Source organism: Leyella stercorea (assembly GCF_021531655.1).
The window spans coordinates 1-17,579 of the sequence record NZ_JADYUF010000011.1; the positions used below are offsets into that span (position 1 = coordinate 1).

At 51.3% G+C, this 17,579-nt stretch carries 16 protein-coding genes; 1 reads left to right on the plus strand and 15 read right to left on the minus strand.

Annotation, left to right across the window (positions count from 1 at the left end):
• Positions 1–70 precede the first annotated feature (70 nt).
• From I6E49_RS04615 to pnp, 7 genes are all read right to left on the minus strand, one after another.
• Complete coding sequence (locus tag I6E49_RS04615) at positions 71–253, minus strand: hypothetical protein (protein WP_235400702.1); 183 nt, start codon at positions 251–253, stop codon at positions 71–73.
• Positions 254–496: 243 nt separating this feature from the next.
• The gene (locus I6E49_RS04620; protein WP_235400703.1) at positions 497–1,483 is read right to left on the minus strand and encodes a FecR family protein; all 987 of its coding nucleotides are present in this window, start codon (positions 1,481–1,483) and stop codon (positions 497–499) included.
• Between the two features lie 89 nt (positions 1,484–1,572).
• Entirely contained in the window at positions 1,573–2,196 is a 624-nt protein-coding gene (locus I6E49_RS04625) for an RNA polymerase sigma-70 factor (protein WP_235400704.1), read from the minus strand.
• A gap of 104 nt (positions 2,197–2,300) precedes the next feature.
• Positions 2,301–2,996 (minus strand): SIR2 family NAD-dependent protein deacylase, encoded by a 696-nt coding sequence (locus I6E49_RS04630; protein WP_235400705.1) that lies wholly within the window; start codon positions 2,994–2,996, stop codon positions 2,301–2,303.
• Positions 2,997–3,003: 7 nt separating this feature from the next.
• Complete coding sequence (locus tag I6E49_RS04635) at positions 3,004–3,432, minus strand: META domain-containing protein (protein WP_235400706.1); 429 nt, start codon at positions 3,430–3,432, stop codon at positions 3,004–3,006.
• A gap of 105 nt (positions 3,433–3,537) precedes the next feature.
• Positions 3,538–5,025, minus strand: coding sequence for a cysteine--tRNA ligase (gene cysS, locus I6E49_RS04640; protein WP_235400707.1), 1,488 nt, complete (start codon positions 5,023–5,025; stop codon positions 3,538–3,540).
• 100 nt (positions 5,026–5,125) lie between these two features.
• Positions 5,126–7,399 carry a polyribonucleotide nucleotidyltransferase gene (gene pnp / locus I6E49_RS04645; protein ID WP_235400708.1) on the minus strand — a complete coding sequence of 758 codons (2,274 nt, stop codon included), beginning with the start codon at positions 7,397–7,399 and terminating at the stop codon, positions 5,126–5,128.
• Positions 7,400–7,562: 163 nt separating this feature from the next.
• Here pnp and crcB point away from each other — a divergent pair, with 163 nt between their 5' ends.
• Positions 7,563–7,937, plus strand: coding sequence for a fluoride efflux transporter CrcB (gene crcB / locus I6E49_RS04650; RefSeq protein WP_441006959.1), 375 nt, complete (start codon positions 7,563–7,565; stop codon positions 7,935–7,937).
• A gap of 62 nt (positions 7,938–7,999) precedes the next feature.
• Here crcB and I6E49_RS04655 read toward each other — a convergent pair whose 3' ends face one another.
• The 8 genes from I6E49_RS04655 to ychF all read right to left on the minus strand — a co-directional run bounded on the left by I6E49_RS04655 (position 8,000) and on the right by ychF (position 17,569).
• On the minus strand, positions 8,000–8,140 hold the full coding sequence (locus I6E49_RS04655) for a hypothetical protein (protein ID WP_235400710.1): 141 nt from the start codon (positions 8,138–8,140) through the stop codon (positions 8,000–8,002).
• Positions 8,141–8,521: 381 nt separating this feature from the next.
• On the minus strand, positions 8,522–9,424 hold the full coding sequence (locus I6E49_RS04660; protein WP_235400711.1) for a helix-turn-helix transcriptional regulator: 903 nt from the start codon (positions 9,422–9,424) through the stop codon (positions 8,522–8,524).
• 271 nt (positions 9,425–9,695) lie between these two features.
• On the minus strand, positions 9,696–10,607 hold the full coding sequence (locus tag I6E49_RS04665) for an FKBP-type peptidyl-prolyl cis-trans isomerase (protein ID WP_235400712.1): 912 nt from the start codon (positions 10,605–10,607) through the stop codon (positions 9,696–9,698).
• A 74-nt stretch (positions 10,608–10,681) separates the two neighbouring features.
• Positions 10,682–11,560, minus strand: a complete 879-nt coding sequence (locus I6E49_RS04670; protein ID WP_235400713.1) for an FKBP-type peptidyl-prolyl cis-trans isomerase — start codon at positions 11,558–11,560, stop codon at positions 10,682–10,684.
• A gap of 43 nt (positions 11,561–11,603) precedes the next feature.
• Positions 11,604–12,209, minus strand: a complete 606-nt coding sequence (locus tag I6E49_RS04675; protein WP_235400714.1) for an FKBP-type peptidyl-prolyl cis-trans isomerase — start codon at positions 12,207–12,209, stop codon at positions 11,604–11,606.
• A 173-nt stretch (positions 12,210–12,382) separates the two neighbouring features.
• Entirely contained in the window at positions 12,383–13,372 is a 990-nt protein-coding gene (gene nadA / locus I6E49_RS04680; protein ID WP_235400715.1) for a quinolinate synthase NadA, read from the minus strand.
• Between the two features lie 2,209 nt (positions 13,373–15,581).
• Positions 15,582–16,448 carry a prolipoprotein diacylglyceryl transferase gene (gene lgt / locus I6E49_RS04685; protein ID WP_235400716.1) on the minus strand — a complete coding sequence of 289 codons (867 nt, stop codon included), beginning with the start codon at positions 16,446–16,448 and terminating at the stop codon, positions 15,582–15,584.
• 14 nt (positions 16,449–16,462) lie between these two features.
• Positions 16,463–17,569 (minus strand): redox-regulated ATPase YchF, encoded by a 1,107-nt coding sequence (gene ychF / locus I6E49_RS04690; protein ID WP_235400717.1) that lies wholly within the window; start codon positions 17,567–17,569, stop codon positions 16,463–16,465.
• Between the last annotated feature and the right edge of the window lie 10 nt (positions 17,570–17,579).

The window sequence follows — 17,579 nt, forward strand, 5'->3', positions numbered from 1 at the left end:
AAAATGACTAAGGGAGGTCTTTTCTCTTATTTGAGGGCTTATTTGACCCATATAACGCCATATAAATTGTTTATAAGGCTCTTTTTTGTAGAAAAACAAAAACTCGTTGTACATCCACACAAGAACGTACAACGAGTTTTTTTTTATTTATATTGGGAGTTTTGACACACCCTCTGTACGGATTGATAAAAGCGAAACGCCCTGTAGGGGCAAAAGCATTGATAATTAACGCTTTTGCCCCTACAGGGCGCATTGGTATTTGCGATACTTTTACTCAGGGCGGTGCCCTGGGCTATGTGCTTCTGCCCCTTCGGGGCGTGCTGCTTTGACTTTTGGTATACACTCCTACATACTGCATTATTCTTATTTTCGACAATTCTAAATCGCAGACGCAACCAAGAACAATTCAAAACTGAACAATCCTAAAATCGCAGACGTAGCCGAGAACAATTCAAAATTCAAAACTCAAAATTCAAAATTCTCACTTACGTGAGTCTTACGGCTCTATTACGATATTGTGTCCGTTGCGCTGCACCTTAACGTCAAGCGTGCGCTTGAGGGCTGCCATCACCTCGTCGATGGTCTCGTTGTTGACGAGCGAGATGTAGAGTCGGCGGGCGGCGAGGCTGCTGTCGGCTATATGTATGCTCACGTTGTAGCGGCGCTCGATAATGGGGCGCAGCTCGCCGAGCGAAATGTCGTCGCAGTCGATGTTGCCTTGCTTCCATCCGCTGCTTGTCTTGCTGACTTGCGAGCACTGCATCTGGCGGGTCAGACGGTTGAGTGTGGCACGCTCGCCGGGCTTAAGCATGTAGCAGGAGTCGCCGTAAGCGATGGCTACGCTGCCCTTTAGGAGCGTTGTGGTGACGTAGTTGTCGGTGGGGTATGCCGAAACGTAGAACCGGGTGCCCCTCACTTCTACGTCATATCCGTCGGTGTGCACCGTGAAGCGGGCAACGTCGCGACGGGCAACGTCAAAGTAGCCCTCGCCCTGCAGCTCTACACGGCGGTCGTTGGTGCTGAAACGGCTGGAATAGCGAAGCGTTGAGCCGGCATTGAGCGTAACGCGCGAGCCGTCGGGCAGCAGCATTGTGGCTGTACTGCCGTAGGGTGCCGAACACGTGAAGTACTGTTCGGGGGCGGTGAGGCGGCCGATGTAGGTGCCGATGCCGAAGACGAAGGCTATGAGCGAGGCTGCGCAAGCCACGATTGCGGCAATGCGCCACGTGTGCAAGCGGCGTAGACGGGTGGCGGTGGCGCTGATGCGTGATGCCATTTGCTGGTAGGCGGCTTCGGTGGCAGGGCTTGGCGTGTACGCTGAGAGCCACTCCTGCTCCCACGCATGCAGCTGTGCCGTAGCACTGGGGGTGTGGGTTATGTATGCCGTGAGGTGCTGTTCGTCGTCATCGGATATTGTGCCGTCGAAGTAGCTGTAGGCAAGCTGTCGTGCCTCTTCGGCGGTTATATATATATTATTGTGCATAAGTGGATTTTAAATGGTTTGTCATAACTATGTAACAACTGAAACGCCGGCTGCCCAACCTTCGTAGGCGGTTATTTGCCGGTATTGTGTCAGACAGCCTGCGGTGCGTGCTCCAGGCAGAGCATAAGACAGAGCGCAAGACTTGTGCCGTACTTTTGGGCGAGCTGGGCGGCAATGGTCTTGAGCGCCTTGGATATGTGCTTCTCGACGGCGGTGGTGGATATGCCGAGCTGCTGGGCTATCTCGCGGTTCTTGAGCGATTCGTAGCGCGACATGCGGAATATGTCGGCTGTACGCTGGGGCAGCGTGTCGAGGACACGGTCAATGCTGAGTTGCAGTTCGTCGTAGAGCAACTGATGGTCGGCAGCACCCAGAAAGTCGGCGTTATAGAGCGGTTCGGTGTCGGCTACTGACTGCGCCTGACGTGCATAGCCTTCAACTATGGCGGTATGCTTGAGGCTGTTGAGGCACTCGTTGCGCAGCATTGTGTAGAGCATCGACTGCAAAGAGCCGCCTACAAGCGTCGAGCGACGCTCCCACAGTCGCATGAAGCACGTCTGCACAGCATCGCTTGCGGCGGCTTCGTCGGCTATGTATTTGCACGCAAAGCGGTGCAGACGCGGATAATAGCGCCTGAAAAGCGTGCCGAATGCCTCCTCGCTGCCCTCGCGGAGGGTCTGGAATATGTCATTGTCGGATAGGTCGTGATTCATGTTTTTTTATTTATTTTTGCCAAAAGCGCCCTGCAAAGGCTGTAAGCAATCGTTGTTGATGCTTAAAGCCTTTGCAGGGCGCTTTTTTTGTTTTCAACTTTCAGCTACAAATAGTCGCTGCATAGCTTGCGCATTCCTTCGCTTGCACCACACTGAATGTGGGTGAACTGCTGGCGGCCTACGCCCATCGACGGCTCGGGATCGATAAGATATACGGGCACCGAGGGGCGCACGTAGTGGATGAGTCCGGCTGCCGGATAGACGTTGAGCGATGTGCCTATGATGACGAATATGTCGGCTTGCTCGGCAGCCTCGGCTGCTACGCTAATCATGGGCACCGACTCGCCGAAGAAGACGATGAACGGACGCTCCAGCGATCCGTCGCCCGAGAGCGTGCCGGGACGTACCTCGCAGTTGTCCTCGGTCAACTCGCGCTGATAGCGAGGGTTGTCGGGATTGCGCGATGAGCACACCTTGGTAAGTTCACCGTGCAGGTGTATGACATTGGTGGAACCTGCCTTCTCGTGCAGATTGTCTACGTTCTGCGTGATGACAGTCACCTTATACTCCTTCTCCAGATCATGTATGAGACGGTGTCCTTCGTTGGGCTGTGCCGCATAGAGTTTGTGGCGCAGCATATTATAGAAGTTGGTGACGAGCGTCGGGTCCTTGAGCCAACCCTCGTGCGAGGCTACTTGTTCTACGGGATAGTTCTCCCACAGTCCGTCGTTGCCACGGAATGTCTTGAAACCCGACTCAACCGACATGCCGGCGCCGGTAAGAAATACGATGTGCTTCATAACTATATTATTGTTTTTGCAACGTCAGCATGGCCTTGCCGCTGCCGTTGGTCAGTTGTACACGACCTTCACCTGCCGACTTATACGCCTTTACGCTCTCAAGAGCCTTGAGTATCTGCTGCTCATACTCCATATTGGCGCAGAGCATCATCGTCGTGCCTATCTGCTTGAACGAGATGGTCTGCTTGGCAGCGTCGACGCGTGCGGTGCCGTTGATGGAGTTGCATCCGGCGCATCCGAACACGCTCTGCTTGGCTGTTTCGAATCCCAGTGTGGGACAGAACTCTGTCTTGGTAGTGTCAATGGCAGTGCCGCCGACTTCAACGATGTTCCATTCGCCGTTAAGGTCGACTGCCTCACCTACTTTCTTCGACGACGAACAGCCACTAAAGGCAATGGCGACAACGATTGCCAGAATGTTATATTTCAGCTTCATAAATAATAATTCTAAATTGAGAAACGAATAATTCTAAATTGAGAAATTCATAATTGCGGCCGAAGCCGCAACCAATTCAAACCTCAAAATTCAAAATTCAAAACTCTACTTGAGCTTCCATGTGGCACCGTCCTTGGTGTCCTTCACCTCAAAACCGAGTTCGGCGAGTTCGTCGCGGATTCGGTCGCTGGTGGCCCAGTCCTTCGATGCCTTAGCCTTAGAGCGCAGGTCGAGCACCATATCCACCACCTTGCCGAAGGCTTCTTCGCGATGTGACGACGAGCCGGCGTTGTCGGGACGCAGTCCGAGCAGTTCGAATGCGAACAGGCGCATTGTATCAGCCAGCTCCTTGAGGTCGGCCTCAGAGATAGTAGCCTTATGGTCGACGAGCTTGTTCACTACCGAGCAAGCCTCGAAGAGGTGGGCTATGACGAGCGGAGTGGCGAAGTCGTCGTTCATTGCGTCGTAACACTTCTCGCGAAGCTGGCTTACGAGCTTGTGAGTGGCCTCGTCGCTCTCGGCTGATGCAGCTATGCGGTCGAGGTCAGCGATGCCGTTCATGAGCTTCTCAAGTCCCTTCTGCGATGCCTGCAGAGCCTCATTGGAGAAATCAACGGTTCCGCGGTAGTGTGCAGAGAGTATGAAGAAGCGTATAGTCATGGGCGAATAGGGCTGGTCGAGATTCTTGTTGTTGCCCGTAAAGAACTCTTCGAGGGTGATGAAGTTGCCGAGCGACTTGCCCATCTTCTGACCGTTGATGGTAATCATGTTGTTGTGCATCCAGTAATGAACCATCTGGTCGCCCTGCGAAGCCACAGCCTGGGCTATCTCGCATTCGTGGTGAGGGAATACGAGGTCCATTCCGCCTCCGTGAATGTCGAAGTGTGAGCCGAGATACTTGCGTCCCATGGCTGTACACTCGCAATGCCAGCCGGGGAATCCGTCGCTCCAGGGGCTTGGCCAGCGCATGATATGCTCGGGCGATGCCTTCTTCCAGAGTGCGAAGTCGGCCTGATTGCGCTTCTCGCCCACTCCGTCGAGTGCGCGCGATGCGTCCTTCACGTCGTCGAGATTGCGTCCTGAGAGTATGCCGTAGTGGTATTTCTCGTTATACTTCTTCACGTCGAAGTAGATAGAACCGTTGCTCTCGTAGGCAAAACCGTTGTCGAGAATCTGCTGTACGAGCTGTTCCTGCTCGATGATGTGGCCCGTGGCGTGCGGCTCTATGCTCGGCGGGAGCACGTTGAGCGCCTCCATGGCAGCGTGATAGCGGTTGGTGTAGTACTGTGCTATCTCCATCGGCTCGAGCTGTTTGAGTCGTGCCTTCTTCTCAATCTTGTCGTCTCCCTCGTCAGCGTCGTGCTCCAAGTGGCCAACATCGGTGATATTGCGCACGTAGCGCACCTTATATCCGAGGTGCTTGAGGTAGCGGAAGAGTATGTCGAAGGTGATAGCGGGGCGTGCATGTCCCAGATGCGGGTCGCCATAGACGGTAGGTCCGCACACATACATGCCGACATTGGGGGCGTGCAGGGGCTTGAATACTTCCTTTCTACGCGACAGCGTATTGTAAATCCAGAGTACTTGTTCCATATTCGTTTATGTTTCTTATATAGGTTACTAACAAAAAGCCCTGCACCACAGCCCGATGTGGACGGCAATGCAGGGTTTTTATATTTCTATTGCGATATGATTAGATATCATTGTTGTGGTCGAGTGAGTCGTTGAAATCCTTCGGCTCGCGGTGTTCGCGACGACCGTCACGGCGCTCACCACCCTCACGACGCGGACGACGTTCGCCACGCGGACGACGCTCACGCTCTACGTAACCCTCGGGTTTCGGGAGCAGGATGCGGTGAGAAAGCTTGTACTTACCGGTCTTCGGGTCGATCTCCATGAGCTTCACCTTGATCTTGTCGCCTTCCTTGATGCCAGCCTCTTCAACTGTCTCAAGACGCTTCCAGTCAATCTCAGAGATGTGGAGGAGTCCGTCCTTGCCCGGCATAATCTCTACGAAGCAGCCGTAAGGCATGATAGAACGTACTGTTCCCTCGTAAATCTCGCCTACCTCAGGGATGGCTACGATGGCCTTGATCTTGCCGAGTGCAGCGTCGATAGCGTCCTTGTTGGGGGCTGAAATCTGTACCTTGCCTACGCCGTCAGCCTCATCGATGGTGATAGTTGCGCCAGTGTCTTCCTGCATCTGCTGGATAATCTTGCCGCCAGGGCCGATAACTGCACCGATAAACTCCTTAGGTATCTCGATCTGGATGATGCGCGGAACCTGCGGCTTCATCTCCTTGCGTGGCTCAGAGATGGTCTCCATCATGCAGTTGAGGATGTGCTCACGGCCTGCCTTGGCCTGCATAAGAGCCTTCTCGAGTATCTCGAAGCTCAAGCCGTCGCACTTGATGTCCATCTGTGTGGCTGTAAGACCGTTGGGAGTACCGGTTGTCTTGAAGTCCATATCGCCCAAGTGGTCCTCGTCGCCGAGGATATCGCTGAGCACAGCGTACTTCTCCTCGCCCGGGTTCTTGATCAGACCCATAGCGATACCTGATACGGGAGCCTTCATAGGAACGCCTGCGTCCATGAGGGCGAGGGTGCCGGCACATACTGTAGCCATTGAAGAAGAACCGTTAGACTCAAGGATCTGGCTAACGAGACGAACTGTGTAGGGGAAGTCTTCGGGAATCTGACCCTTCAAACCGCGCCATGCCAGGTGGCCATGACCAATCTCGCGACGGCCAACACCGCGCTGAGCCTTAGCCTCACCGGTACAGAACGGCGGGAAGTTATAGTGAAGGAGGAAGCGCTGGTAGCCCTTCTCCAGTACGTCGTCAACGAGTTTCTCGTCCATCTTTGTACCGAGTGTACATGTAGAGAGGCTCTGTGTCTCGCCACGTGTGAAGATTGCGCTTCCGTGAGGCATAGGCAGCGGAGACACCTCGCACCAGATAGGACGGATGTCGGTGGTCTTACGACCGTCGAGACGCTTGCCCTCGTCGAGGATGCAACGGCGCATTGAGTCGCGCATAACGTCGGCATAGTAGCGCACCATTTCTGCATGCTTCTCGTCAAGTTCCTCAGGTGTCAGCTCAGTGTGGGCTGCATCGTAAGCCTCCTGGAAGTCGGCGAGGATCTTGTCGAAGGCCTCTTCGCGCGACTTCTTGTCGTGGTCGCCAGCCTCAGCGATAGCGTAGCACTTGTCGTAGGTCTCCTTGCGGATCTGCTCGCGCAACTCCTCGTCGTTAACCTCGTGACAATACTCGCGCTTAACGTCTGTGCCAAGTTCCTTAGAGAGCTCTGTCTGGAGTTCGCACATAGGCTTGATGGCAGCCATAGCAGCCTTCAAAGCACCGATCATGTCCTGCTCCGACACTTCCTTCATCTCACCCTCTACCATCATAATGTTCTCGGCAGAAGCGCCAACCATGATGTCCATGTCGGCTTCTTTCATCTGCTCGAAGGTAGGGTTGATTACATACTCACCGTTGATGCGTGCTACGCGCACCTCAGAGATTGGGCATTCGAAAGGAATATCTGAACAAGCCATAGCGGCTGAAGCTGCGAATCCTGCGAGAGCATCAGGCTGATCAACGCCATCGGCGCTGAGAAGCATGATCTGCACATATACCTCGGCGTGATAGTTAGACGGGAAGAGCGGACGCAGCACACGGTCAACGAGACGCGATGTGAGGATTTCGTTGTCACCAGACTTGCCCTCACGCTTTGTGAAACCGCCCGGGAAACGTCCTGCTGCTGAATACTGCTCTTTGTAGTCTACCTGCAAAGGCATGAAATCTGTTCCGGGAACTGCATCTTTTGCGGCACAAACAGTGGCGAGAAGTACGGTGTTGCCCATACGCAGTACAACACTTCCGTCGGTCTGCTTTGCCACTTTCCCGGTCTCAATGCTGATGGTTCTGCCATCAGGCAATGATACTGTCTTTGTAATTACGTTCATCTAAAAATTAAAATAACATCAAAAAATATATAATATGGTAGCAAAGTTAGTTATTTTCAATGGGATAAACGAACATTGGCTTAATATTTTTGTTTTTTTTGTATAATTTTCTGTGTACCTTTGCAGCAGCATTTTTTTACATCACTACACTATATTGATTATGATACGCTCGCTAATCATCGTGGCGTTGGGCGGCGGCATGGGTTCGGCCCTGCGCTTCCTGGCTTCCAAATTCGTTCAGGACAACATGACGGGAGTATTCCCCTACCCCACTCTGGCGGTCAATGTCGTGGGCTGTCTGCTTATCGGAGTGTTCTACGGATTGTCATCGCGCGGCTCGCTGGGCGGCGATTCGGCCAAGCAGCTGCTCACTACCGGACTTTGCGGAGGCTTCACTACGTTCTCTACTTTCTGCAACGAGAACCTATCACTTATGCGCGGCGGACACGCTCTGGCTACATTATTATATACCAGCGGCAGCGTCGTGCTGGGATTCATTGCCGTGGCTGTGGGGTATTGGATTGCGGAGAAATTGTAGAATGAATAATATTACGCGACAGCGGTAGGAGGTTATGGAGATAGCGGTAGGAGGATGGTGTGTCAAAACTCAATTATACGGGCTGAAAGCCCAATAAGCACATAGCCCAAGGCAGCGCCTTGGGGGTACGGATTGAAAATAGCAAAACGCCCTGCAAGGGCAAAAGCATTGATAATTAACGCTTTTGCCCTTACAGGGCGCATTGTTTTTGATGGCTTTTTACCTCAGGGCGTTGCCCTGGGCTATGTGCTTCTGCCCCTTCGGGGCGTGCTGCTTAGAGTTTTGCACACCCTCACTCAGCCTTCATTTACAGTAGATTGAGTGGGTATAGCAGGGAAGCTATACCCTCCTACAGATAGCCTTCTTCTTGCCATTTTGACTTTTGACACACCCCTCCTATTATTTGCCAAAAACAAAAGGACTCCTTTTGCATTGTAAAACGAATCCTTTTGCATTGTAAAAGGACTCCTTTTGGAGGGCAAAACGAATCCTTTTGGAAGCCAAAAGGACTCCTTTTCAAAATAGGATGTAATCATTCTGTTAAGTATAACTAACAAAACTGCAATCTGACGGAGGTTTGTTAGTTATACTTTATAAAAATTGCCCATCGACTTTATTTTTTCATTTATATAGTCGATGAACTGCGGGCAGCCGATGATCTTTATGTCGTCGTAGAGTCCGAGCACAAAGCGGCCTATGCCGAGAAACGACACCACGTCGGTGTGGAATGTCCAGCTGCCGTCGTCGTTGGCTGTGATGCACTTCTCCGACTGCGGATATTCCTCTATCATAAGATTGTGCGACAGCTGTCCGAGATGCAGAGTGACGGTATGGCGCTGCTCGCCCGAGAACATGAACATGTCGGTGTAGACATCCTTGTGCTTGTTTTCGAACCCCCATGGCACGTCGAGTATCTCGACACTTTCCATTCGCGACAGCTTGAATGTCTTGTTTATATGCGAGCTTATTTCGTGACAACGCACGTCGCGGCCGTCGTTCATCATCATGTACGGCTCTACTATACGGTCGGACACGGTGTGGCTGTGGGGCGACGAGTAGTTGTGGAGCGACACCATGCGGCGTGCTGCCATGGCTTCCTTCAGTCGTGACATGCACTGGTCGACCCGCCGCTGCACCTCGGGGTTTACGACGTCGGGGATGTTGAATGTGCGTGAGAGTTTCTGGCACACCCGCTGTGCGGTGTAGTCGCTCTGGTCGCTCGTGGCCAGACGGCGACATATGTAGGCTGCCTCGTCCTCGCTGAGCGCTATGTTCTCGTGCAAGCGGCGGAAGAATGGCGACGAACGGTCGAGATGATAGCGTGTGCCGGTCTTGACAAGGAGGAATCCGCAGTCGCGCAGATAGTCGAAGTAGTTGTACAGATGGCGTCGGGTGATGCCCAGACGGTCGGCTATCTCCTGCGCCGTGTAGCTGCCGTTGTCGGCAAGGAGGAGTATAAGGTCAAGCTCGCGACCGTATTTGTCCATTCGCATAACATAAAAATTAAAAGCCCTACCCCCAACCCCTCCCCAGTAGGGAGGGGAGTAATATGTAAAGGCTACTCAAAAATTGACTCGAAAATTAAATAGCAGGAGGCTATGGAGTCCCCACCGTAGCCTGCGCAAGTAAACTGAGTAATGTCAAATAGCGCAGGCCATTGTGGGAACGCCATAGCCTCCCAATGTTAGCAATCAATGCATACCAATCAATGCATACCGCTCCCCTCCCTACGGGGGAGGGGCCGGGGGTGGGGCCTTTTTACTTTTTCTTCTCTACCTTCACCACTTCAACGGTGAAGATGAGTGTTGAGTAGGGCTTGATTTCGCCAGCCGAGCGTGCTCCGTAGCCAAGGTTCTGCGGAATATAGAGTTCCCACTTGCTGCCCTCGGGCATCATGCAGAGTGCCTCGGTCCAACCCTTGATGACCTGGTCGGGGCGGAACGTTGTGGTATCAGGGTTGCGCTTGTAGCTGCTGTCGAACACTTTGCCGTCGATGGTGCGTCCCTCGTACTTCACCGTAACGTTGTCATCCTTGGTGGCAATGCTGCCCTTGCCGGCTGTTAATACCTTATACTGAAGTCCGGAAGTGGTGGTCTTCACGCCTTCTTTTGTAGCGTTCTGCTTTATCCACGCCTCGTTGTCGAGCTTGTACTGTCGTTCGGCACGCTCCTTTGCCTCCTTCATGGTGGTCTGGAAGTAGCGTTCGGCAAAGTCCTGATGCATGAGTGTGGTGTCGCTTGCCACGGCTGCAAGGAATCCGCTGTTGAACTTGATGCTGTCGAGGGTGTACTCGGTGCCCTTGACGTCGCTGCTTACGTTGGGATAGATGCGTGTGTCGATCATCTGGGCAATCTGCATGGCAGCGCAACGTGCCGCAAACTGCTTGTCGTGCTGTGCCGACACAGCCTCGCGCAGAGTCTCGATGAATGTCTGTACATTGGTAGAATCGATACCAAACTGCGTCTTCACGTAGTCCATGAGTCCGCGTGTGGTGAACATTCCGGCTGCGTAGCTCAGCGAATCGCTGGCACTCAACAGCTGCGGATAGGCAGGCTGGATGACAGCAGCGGCTACGGCTTTCTTCTTTTTCTTGTCTTTCTTTACGCCGGGATTGACGGCAAACGCTGTCGTCGCGAATACGGCGAGAGCGATGATAAGCAACTTCTTCATTGGTTTATACATTTAAAATAGGGCGGCCTTGTGGGTCGCCCTGATTGTTTTTTTATTGTTCTGTGTGTGCGGAATTACTTGCCGTTCACCTTGATGAGCTCAATCTTGAACACCAGCGGTGAATAAGGCTTGATCTGACCCTGCTCACGCTCGCCGTAAGCCAGCTCCTGCGGGATGTAAACTTCCCATACCGAGCCTGCAGGCATGTGTACGAGAGCCTCAGTCCAGCCCTTGATAACCTGGTTGGCACGTAGGTCTACAGCCTGGCCACGCTTGTAGCTGCTGTCGAATACGGTGCCGTCGATGAGTCGGCCCTCGTAGTTTACGGTTACGAGTGATGTATCCTTAGGCATAGCGCCGTTGCCTTCCTTGATAACCTTGTACTGAACGCCTGAAGGAAGAGTCTTCACGCCAGCCTTCTTTGCATTGGCTGCCATCCACGCCTCGCCCTTCTTCTTGAGCGGACCATATTCTTCTTCCATGTGCTTTGACTTGATAGCCATCATCTTCATCTGAGCAACCTGGCTTGCCTGTTCTACTGTCATGAGGCCCTTCTTCTCCTTTACGCCCTGGATGAATCCGGCAAGGAAGTTCTTCATTGAGATAGTCTTGGTAGAATCTTCGCCGAAGAGCTCGTGGTTGATGCCCTTAACCATGCGGTTGCTAATCTGCTGACCGATCTGGATACCCATATAGTAGGCAGCCTTCTTCTTGTCGTCGCCGGCATTTGCGCCCTCACGCAGACCCTTAATGAAAGCATCCATGTATGTAGTGTCTACATCCATCTGAACGAGATACTGCTTCAGACCCTGTGTCTGTGCCAGACCGATGGCGTACGACAGTGTGTCTACGTCGTTCTTAAGGTTAGGCTTGTTAGAGCCTGAGTTGCCGCAAGAAGCCACGAAGCTTGCTACAGCGATAGCCAATGCGGCTACGATTGAGAATTTCTTCATTTTCTTATGTGTTTTTATTGTTTTTCTGTATTACGCTGACGCATTACATCACCTTGATAAGCTCTACATCGAACACGAGAGCTGCAAACGGCGGGATGGCTGCTCCTGCACCGCGCTCGCCGTAAGCCAGCTGGTAGGGGATGAAGAAGCGATACTTGGCACCCTCAGACATAAGCTGTACGCCCTCTGTCCAACCTGCGATTACGCCGTTGAGGGGGAATGTGGCGCTTTCGCCGCGCTTGTAGCTGCTGTCGAATACGGTTCCGTCGATGAGTCGGCCTTCGTAGTGGCACTCTACAGTATCCTCGGCTGTCGGCTTCTTGCCGCTTCCTTCGTTGAGCACCTGATACATAAGACCAGAAGGCAGGGACACTACACCCTCTTCCATAGCCTTCTCGGCGAGCCATGCTTCGCCCTTTTCCTTGTTATCCTTATACTTCTCGGCGGCGGCAGCGCGCTGCTTTGCCTCCTGCTGCTGGAAAAATTCGGTAACGATTGTCTGCGCTTCCTGATCGGCAATCTGCGGCTGCTTGCCTGCTATGATGTCCTTAATAGCCTGAGCGAAGTCGTCGATGTTGAGGCTGTCGGCACCCATCTGCGAGAGCTGTCGGCCGATGCCAAGGCCAAGAGCGTAACTAAGTTTGTCCATAAATTGTCTTTACGTGTTTTATTTTTTATGTAATTATACGTGTGCAAAAGTACTATTTTTCTATGATATAATATATATAATGTCGAAAAATTGCATTTTATTAATAGAAAAGTTGACGAGTTGACTTGTACCTCGTTCCTTGTCAACTTGTCCCTCGTTCTTCGTCAACCGACTTACGACAGCTCAAGCATGCGCTCGATGGGCTTCACGGCGTCGCGGGCGATTGCCGGGTCTACGGTCACTTCGGGCCATTCGTGGCGCAGAGTGTTGTAGATTTTCTCGAGGGTGTTCTTCTTCATATACTCACACTCGTTGCATGAGCACCCTACTCCACCCTCAGACACTTCCGGCGGAACCGGGTAGAAGCGCACGTCAGGGCAGTTGCGCTCCAGCTCGTGCAATATGCCTGCCTCGGTGGCTATGATGTATTCCTTGATTTCGGGATGTGCTATGGCGTAATTGAGCATGGTGGCTGTAGAACCCTTTATGTCGGCGACAGCCAGAACGGGCGCCTTGCACTCCAGGTGTGCCATCACCACGGCGTCAGGATGCTCTGCCTTGAGCTTCAGTATTGCCTTTACCGAGAACTTCTCGTGTACGTGGCAGCCTCCGTTCCACAACAACATAGAGCGGCCCGACACACTGTTGATGTAGTTGCCAAGGTTGTAGTCGGGACCGAAGATTATCTTCTCGTCCTTCGGGAACGACGCCATCACCTTCTCGGCATTGCCCGACGTTACCACAACATCGGTCAGAGCCTTGACAGCCGCAGTAGTGTTGACATAGCTCACCACCTTGTATCCGGGATGTTCGTCCTTGAACTTCTTCAGATCTTCGGCACGACACGAGTCGGCAAGCGAGCATCCGGCTGTGAGATCGGGGCACAGCACCTTCTTGTCGGGCGAAAGCAGCTTGCACGTTTCAGCCATAAAGTGAACTCCACACATCACAATCATCTTGGCATCGGTCTGTGCTGCCTTGCGGGCAAGGGCCAATGAGTCGCCAACGAAGTCGGCCACTTCCTGTACGTCGCCCACCGTGTAGTAATGAGCCAGCAGCACTGCGTCCTTCTCGCGGCACAGGCGGCGTATCTCTTTCTTCAAGTCAACAGACGCTTCGACTGGTTCGTCGATGTATCCCTTCTCTATCCACTCTTTGTTCATTGTCGTATTGTTTTATGTTATTGTTTCTTCTATTTCCTGTAAGCCTGTCTCCCACCCCATTTGTCAACACCATTTATATATTTACTCTTTTTATTTTTTTTGAAAAGAAAAATATTATGAGTATGATGTGTTGTTAACTTGTTGGTAAGTTTTGGGCCATTTCTTTGGTTATTTCGTTATCAACGTTTGACACAGGATTACCAACAGGTGTCATTAATAACTTCTTGCTGATAATGAGCGTTGTATGTGTATTATCCACAGATTGTGGTTCACACTTGCAAAGTTAATAAGTTTATATCTTTTTTCGGTAAATATACGTGGAAAACTTTGAAATATCGACTTAATAACTTGGGTATTTATCCACACTCCACATATTGCGCCTGTCGTGATGTTGATAACTCCCAACTTATCCACAATTTTATCAACACGTTATCCACAGGCTTTATGGGGTTATCAACAGGTACAAGCTTTCCTGTGTTTATAACTGGTTTGAGGTGTGGTTGTGCTGCGTCGGGTGTTGATAAATGTGGATAACTGTAGGGATAAAAGTAGGAAGAATACAAACAGGATTGCAGATGTCGTAGCCGATTATTGCAACTATAGTAGCTGAAAGCTGTAAATGTAGGAGGTTATGGCGTCCTCGCCATAACCTGAGCAACCAACTAACACAAATAGTAAGAGTTGTTCTGGTTGATAAAACCGGCTTCCTTTAATAGTCAACTGCGCAGGTTATGTCGAGGACGCCATAACCTCCTACTATTAGGATTACAACCTCATGCCCTCCTGTTGATGCCTGTGTAGTGTGCTGCTGAGACAGGAGTCGATTGCCACTTGATATATATTTTTCCTCTACTTTATGTGCATACAGATGTTATACACGGCTCCTGTGGATTATATCTGTTTGTGTTTCACTGCGTTACATGGTTATCAACAGTTTTCTACAGGATGTTGATAAACACTATGCCTGTAATCTGTTGATAACCTGTTTATACACAGGTTTATGCACAGAATTTGTTGAAAACTATACATTGTATATCAGTCTGTTACATTAGTTATCAACAATTGTATTTCAGTTGTGGATAAATGGCGATTTCGAAGGGGGTTCCTGGCTTCTAAAATTAACCTGCAAAGTAACACCATCTCACCCCCTCAACCCCACAACTGGAGCTCAGCTCCGACACTATATTTGCATTTTTTCGGCTCAATACTGCCAGTTGAGCGCACCAGGAAATTCTTAGTGCGAATTTCTTGAGTTTTGGGCGTGCAGCGTTCATAGTACTTATACACAGCGGATTACGTTAGTTGGAGCCTGGCGTGTGCAAGAATACAGGGTGCAAAAGGACTCCTTTTTGTTGCTAATGTAGTCCTTTTGGTGTTGAGAAGTTGTCCTTTTGCGATGCAACGGAGGTCGTTTTGCTGTGCCAAAGGGGTACATTTGCAGTGGATAAGTGCCTGTTTTGTGGATAAAAGGGGTTGAATAGTGTGGAAAACCCCTTAAAAACGGTGGATAACCAGGTGATTTCTGCTTTGCGGATTTCTATTTTGCGATTTTTATTTGTAACACTTTTTTACTACAGGTGCTATATTTGCATGGCTTGCATGGGGCATATCCTGTTGTGGCGTAGGTGTAATGTAGGAGGCTATGGCGTCCTCGCCATAGCCTGAGCAGTTGGCTTTGAGTTGGTTGTGCTATAGTTGTTGTTTGGTTATAGTTTGTCTTTCTGCTTGCTCAGATTATGGCGAGGACGCCATAACCTCCTATAATTAGCCTTATAAACATAGTTATCCGCATTACCTGTTGATAACTACATATTGGCGTTCAATGCTTTAAGTGAGTTATCAACAGGTTGTGTTGATATGTTGATAAGTAGCTTTTGCTTGCCTGTTGTAATTCTTCATCAACACCATTTGTTAATATCTATAGGCTGAGTATCAGTATTTTACGTAGTTATCCACACACCTGTTGATAACTGCTGTGCATTATATACAGGACTGTAGGGACATTAACAGGGTTATAAACGGATTCTGTTAATATCTATGTCTTGTGTTTCAGTGAGTTAAGTTAGTTATCCACAGGTTATCAACAAGTGTGGATAACATGTAGGATATGAATGTGTCAATTCCTAATAGACACACAAAAAAGCCATATAAGATTGCCGCTTCCTGTGTGCGACTGTCTTATATGGCGTTTGTAAGTGATAGTGTAGAGTTACTTCTTTTTGTTACCTGCTGCGAGGTCAGCGAATCGTTTCATCCAGTTTCCGCCCTTCATACATGCTATGCCGATGATGACGAACGGTATGCTGAGCATCTGTCCCATGTTGAGCGGAAGTGTCTGCTCGAATGCTTCCTGCACTTCCTTGGTGTATTCGATGAAGAATCGTGCCGTGAAGATGTAGGTGAGGCAGAGTCCGAAGAAGAATCCTGTGCCCACACGCTGCGGTTGTTTGCGGTAGATTCGCCATCCTATGAAGAAGAGTAGGGCATAGGCTATAGCCTCGTAGAGCTGTCCGGGGTGGCGTGGCATTGAGTCGACGCGCTCGAAGATGAATGCCCAGGGCACGTCGGTGATGCGTCCTATTATCTCGGAGTTCATCAAGTTACCCAGTCGGATGAAGCAGGCTGTGACTGGAGTGGCAATGGCTATGTTGTCGAGCACCTGCCACACGTTCATCTTGGTGCGTCTGACGTACATCCAGAGGGCAAGCATGAGTCCCAGTGTGCCTCCGTGCGATGCCAGTCCGCGGTAGCCCGTGAATCGCCATGAGCCGCTGTCGCTGATGTCGATGGGCAGGAATATCTCGATGAAGTGTCGCCAGCTGGTGAGAAACACGTCGGGCTGGTAGAACAGACAATGACCCAGGCGTGCTCCGGCGAGTATTCCGATGAAGCAATAGAGGAAGAGCGGGTCGAAAAGTCCTTCCTTCACCTTCTGTTCTTTGTACAGTCGCTGCACTAAGAGATAGGCGAGGGCAAGTCCGACGAGCCAGCACATCGAGTACCAGTGTATTGCCAGCGGGCCAAGCGACACTGCTGTGTCACTCGGATCCCATGTTATGTATAAAAAATGTTCCATTTTTTATTTAACGCTTACACATTAAAACGGAAGTGCATGATATCTCCATCCTGCACGACATACTCCTTACCCTCGATCGAGAGCTTGCCTGCTTCGCGCACGGCAGCTTCCGAGCCATACTGGATATAGTCGTCGTACTTGATTACTTCGGCGCGGATGAAGCCTTTTTCGAAGTCGGTGTGGATGACGCCGGCGCACTGCGGAGCCTTCCATCCCTTGTGATAGGTCCATGCCTTCACCTCCATTTCGCCGGCGGTGATGAATGTCTCGAGGTTGAGCAGGCTGTATGCCTTCTTGATAAGTCGGTTTACGCCGCTCTCCTCCAGTCCGAGTTCTTCGAGAAACATCTGCTTGTCCTCGTATGTTTCGAGCGATGCTATGTCCTCTTCGGTCTTGGCTGCGATGACAAGCATTTCCGCTCCTTCGCTCTTTGCTATTTCGGCTATCTGTGCCGAGTATTCGTTGCCGTTCTTGGCTGATGCCTCGTCGACGTTGCAAACGTACAGTACGGGCTTGGCTGTGAGCAGGAAGAGGTCGTGAGCGTAGCGCTGCTCCTCCTTCGACTCGAACTCCACGGTGCGTGCGTTCTTGCCCTGCTCCAGCACCTGCTTGTAGGCTTCGAGCACGGCTACTGCCACCTTGGCGTCCTTGTTGTTGCCAATGGCTGCTATCTTCGACTGCTTCTGCAGCTGGCTCTCTACGGTTTCGAGGTCCTTGAGTTGCAGCTCGGTGTCGATTACTTCCTTGTCTTCTATGGGATTGACGCTGGCACCGCCCTCGCGCACGATGTTGTCGTCGTCGAAGCAGCGCAGTACGTGTATGATGGCGTCGGTCTCGCGGATGTTGCCGAGGAACTTGTTGCCCAGACCTTCGCCCTTGCTTGCGCCCTTGACGAGTCCGGCTATGTCTACTATCTCGCATGTTGCGGGCACGATACGGCCCGGATGCACTATCTCGGCGAGCTTTGTGAGTCGCTCGTCGGGTACTGTTATCACGCCTACGTTAGGCTCGATTGTACAGAATGGGAAGTTGGCTGCCTGCGCTTTGGCGTTGGAGAGGCAGTTGAAAAGAGTGGACTTGCCCACGTTGGGGAGTCCTACTATACCACATTTTAATGCCATGTATTTATTG

Bases quoted from the DNA above. Each gene is read 5' to 3' on its own strand.
- ychF (WP_235400717.1), bottom strand. From the start codon at position 17,569: ATGGCATTAAAATGTGGTATAGTAGGACTCCCCAACGTGGGCAAGTCC.
- I6E49_RS04635 (WP_235400706.1), bottom strand. From the start codon at position 3,432: ATGAAGCTGAAATATAACATTCTGGCAATCGTTGTCGCCATTGCCTTT.
- I6E49_RS04670 (WP_235400713.1), bottom strand. From the start codon at position 11,560: ATGAAGAAATTCTCAATCGTAGCCGCATTGGCTATCGCTGTAGCAAGC.
- I6E49_RS04675 (WP_235400714.1), bottom strand. From the start codon at position 12,209: ATGGACAAACTTAGTTACGCTCTTGGCCTTGGCATCGGCCGACAGCTC.
- I6E49_RS04630 (WP_235400705.1), bottom strand. From the start codon at position 2,996: ATGAAGCACATCGTATTTCTTACCGGCGCCGGCATGTCGGTTGAGTCG.
- lgt (WP_235400716.1), bottom strand. From the start codon at position 16,448: ATGGAACATTTTTTATACATAACATGGGATCCGAGTGACACAGCAGTG.
- I6E49_RS04655 (WP_235400710.1), bottom strand. From the start codon at position 8,140: ATGCGCCCTGTAAGGGCAAAAGCGTTAATTATCAATGCTTTTGCCCTT.
- I6E49_RS04660 (WP_235400711.1), bottom strand. From the start codon at position 9,424: ATGGACAAATACGGTCGCGAGCTTGACCTTATACTCCTCCTTGCCGAC.
- I6E49_RS04665 (WP_235400712.1), bottom strand. From the start codon at position 10,607: ATGAAGAAGTTGCTTATCATCGCTCTCGCCGTATTCGCGACGACAGCG.
- cysS (WP_235400707.1), bottom strand. From the start codon at position 5,025: ATGGAACAAGTACTCTGGATTTACAATACGCTGTCGCGTAGAAAGGAA.
- pnp (WP_235400708.1), bottom strand. From the start codon at position 7,399: ATGAACGTAATTACAAAGACAGTATCATTGCCTGATGGCAGAACCATC.
- I6E49_RS04620 (WP_235400703.1), bottom strand. From the start codon at position 1,483: ATGCACAATAATATATATATAACCGCCGAAGAGGCACGACAGCTTGCC.
- I6E49_RS04615 (WP_235400702.1), bottom strand. From the start codon at position 253: ATGCGCCCTGTAGGGGCAAAAGCGTTAATTATCAATGCTTTTGCCCCT.
- nadA (WP_235400715.1), bottom strand. From the start codon at position 13,372: ATGAACAAAGAGTGGATAGAGAAGGGATACATCGACGAACCAGTCGAA.
- I6E49_RS04625 (WP_235400704.1), bottom strand. From the start codon at position 2,196: ATGAATCACGACCTATCCGACAATGACATATTCCAGACCCTCCGCGAG.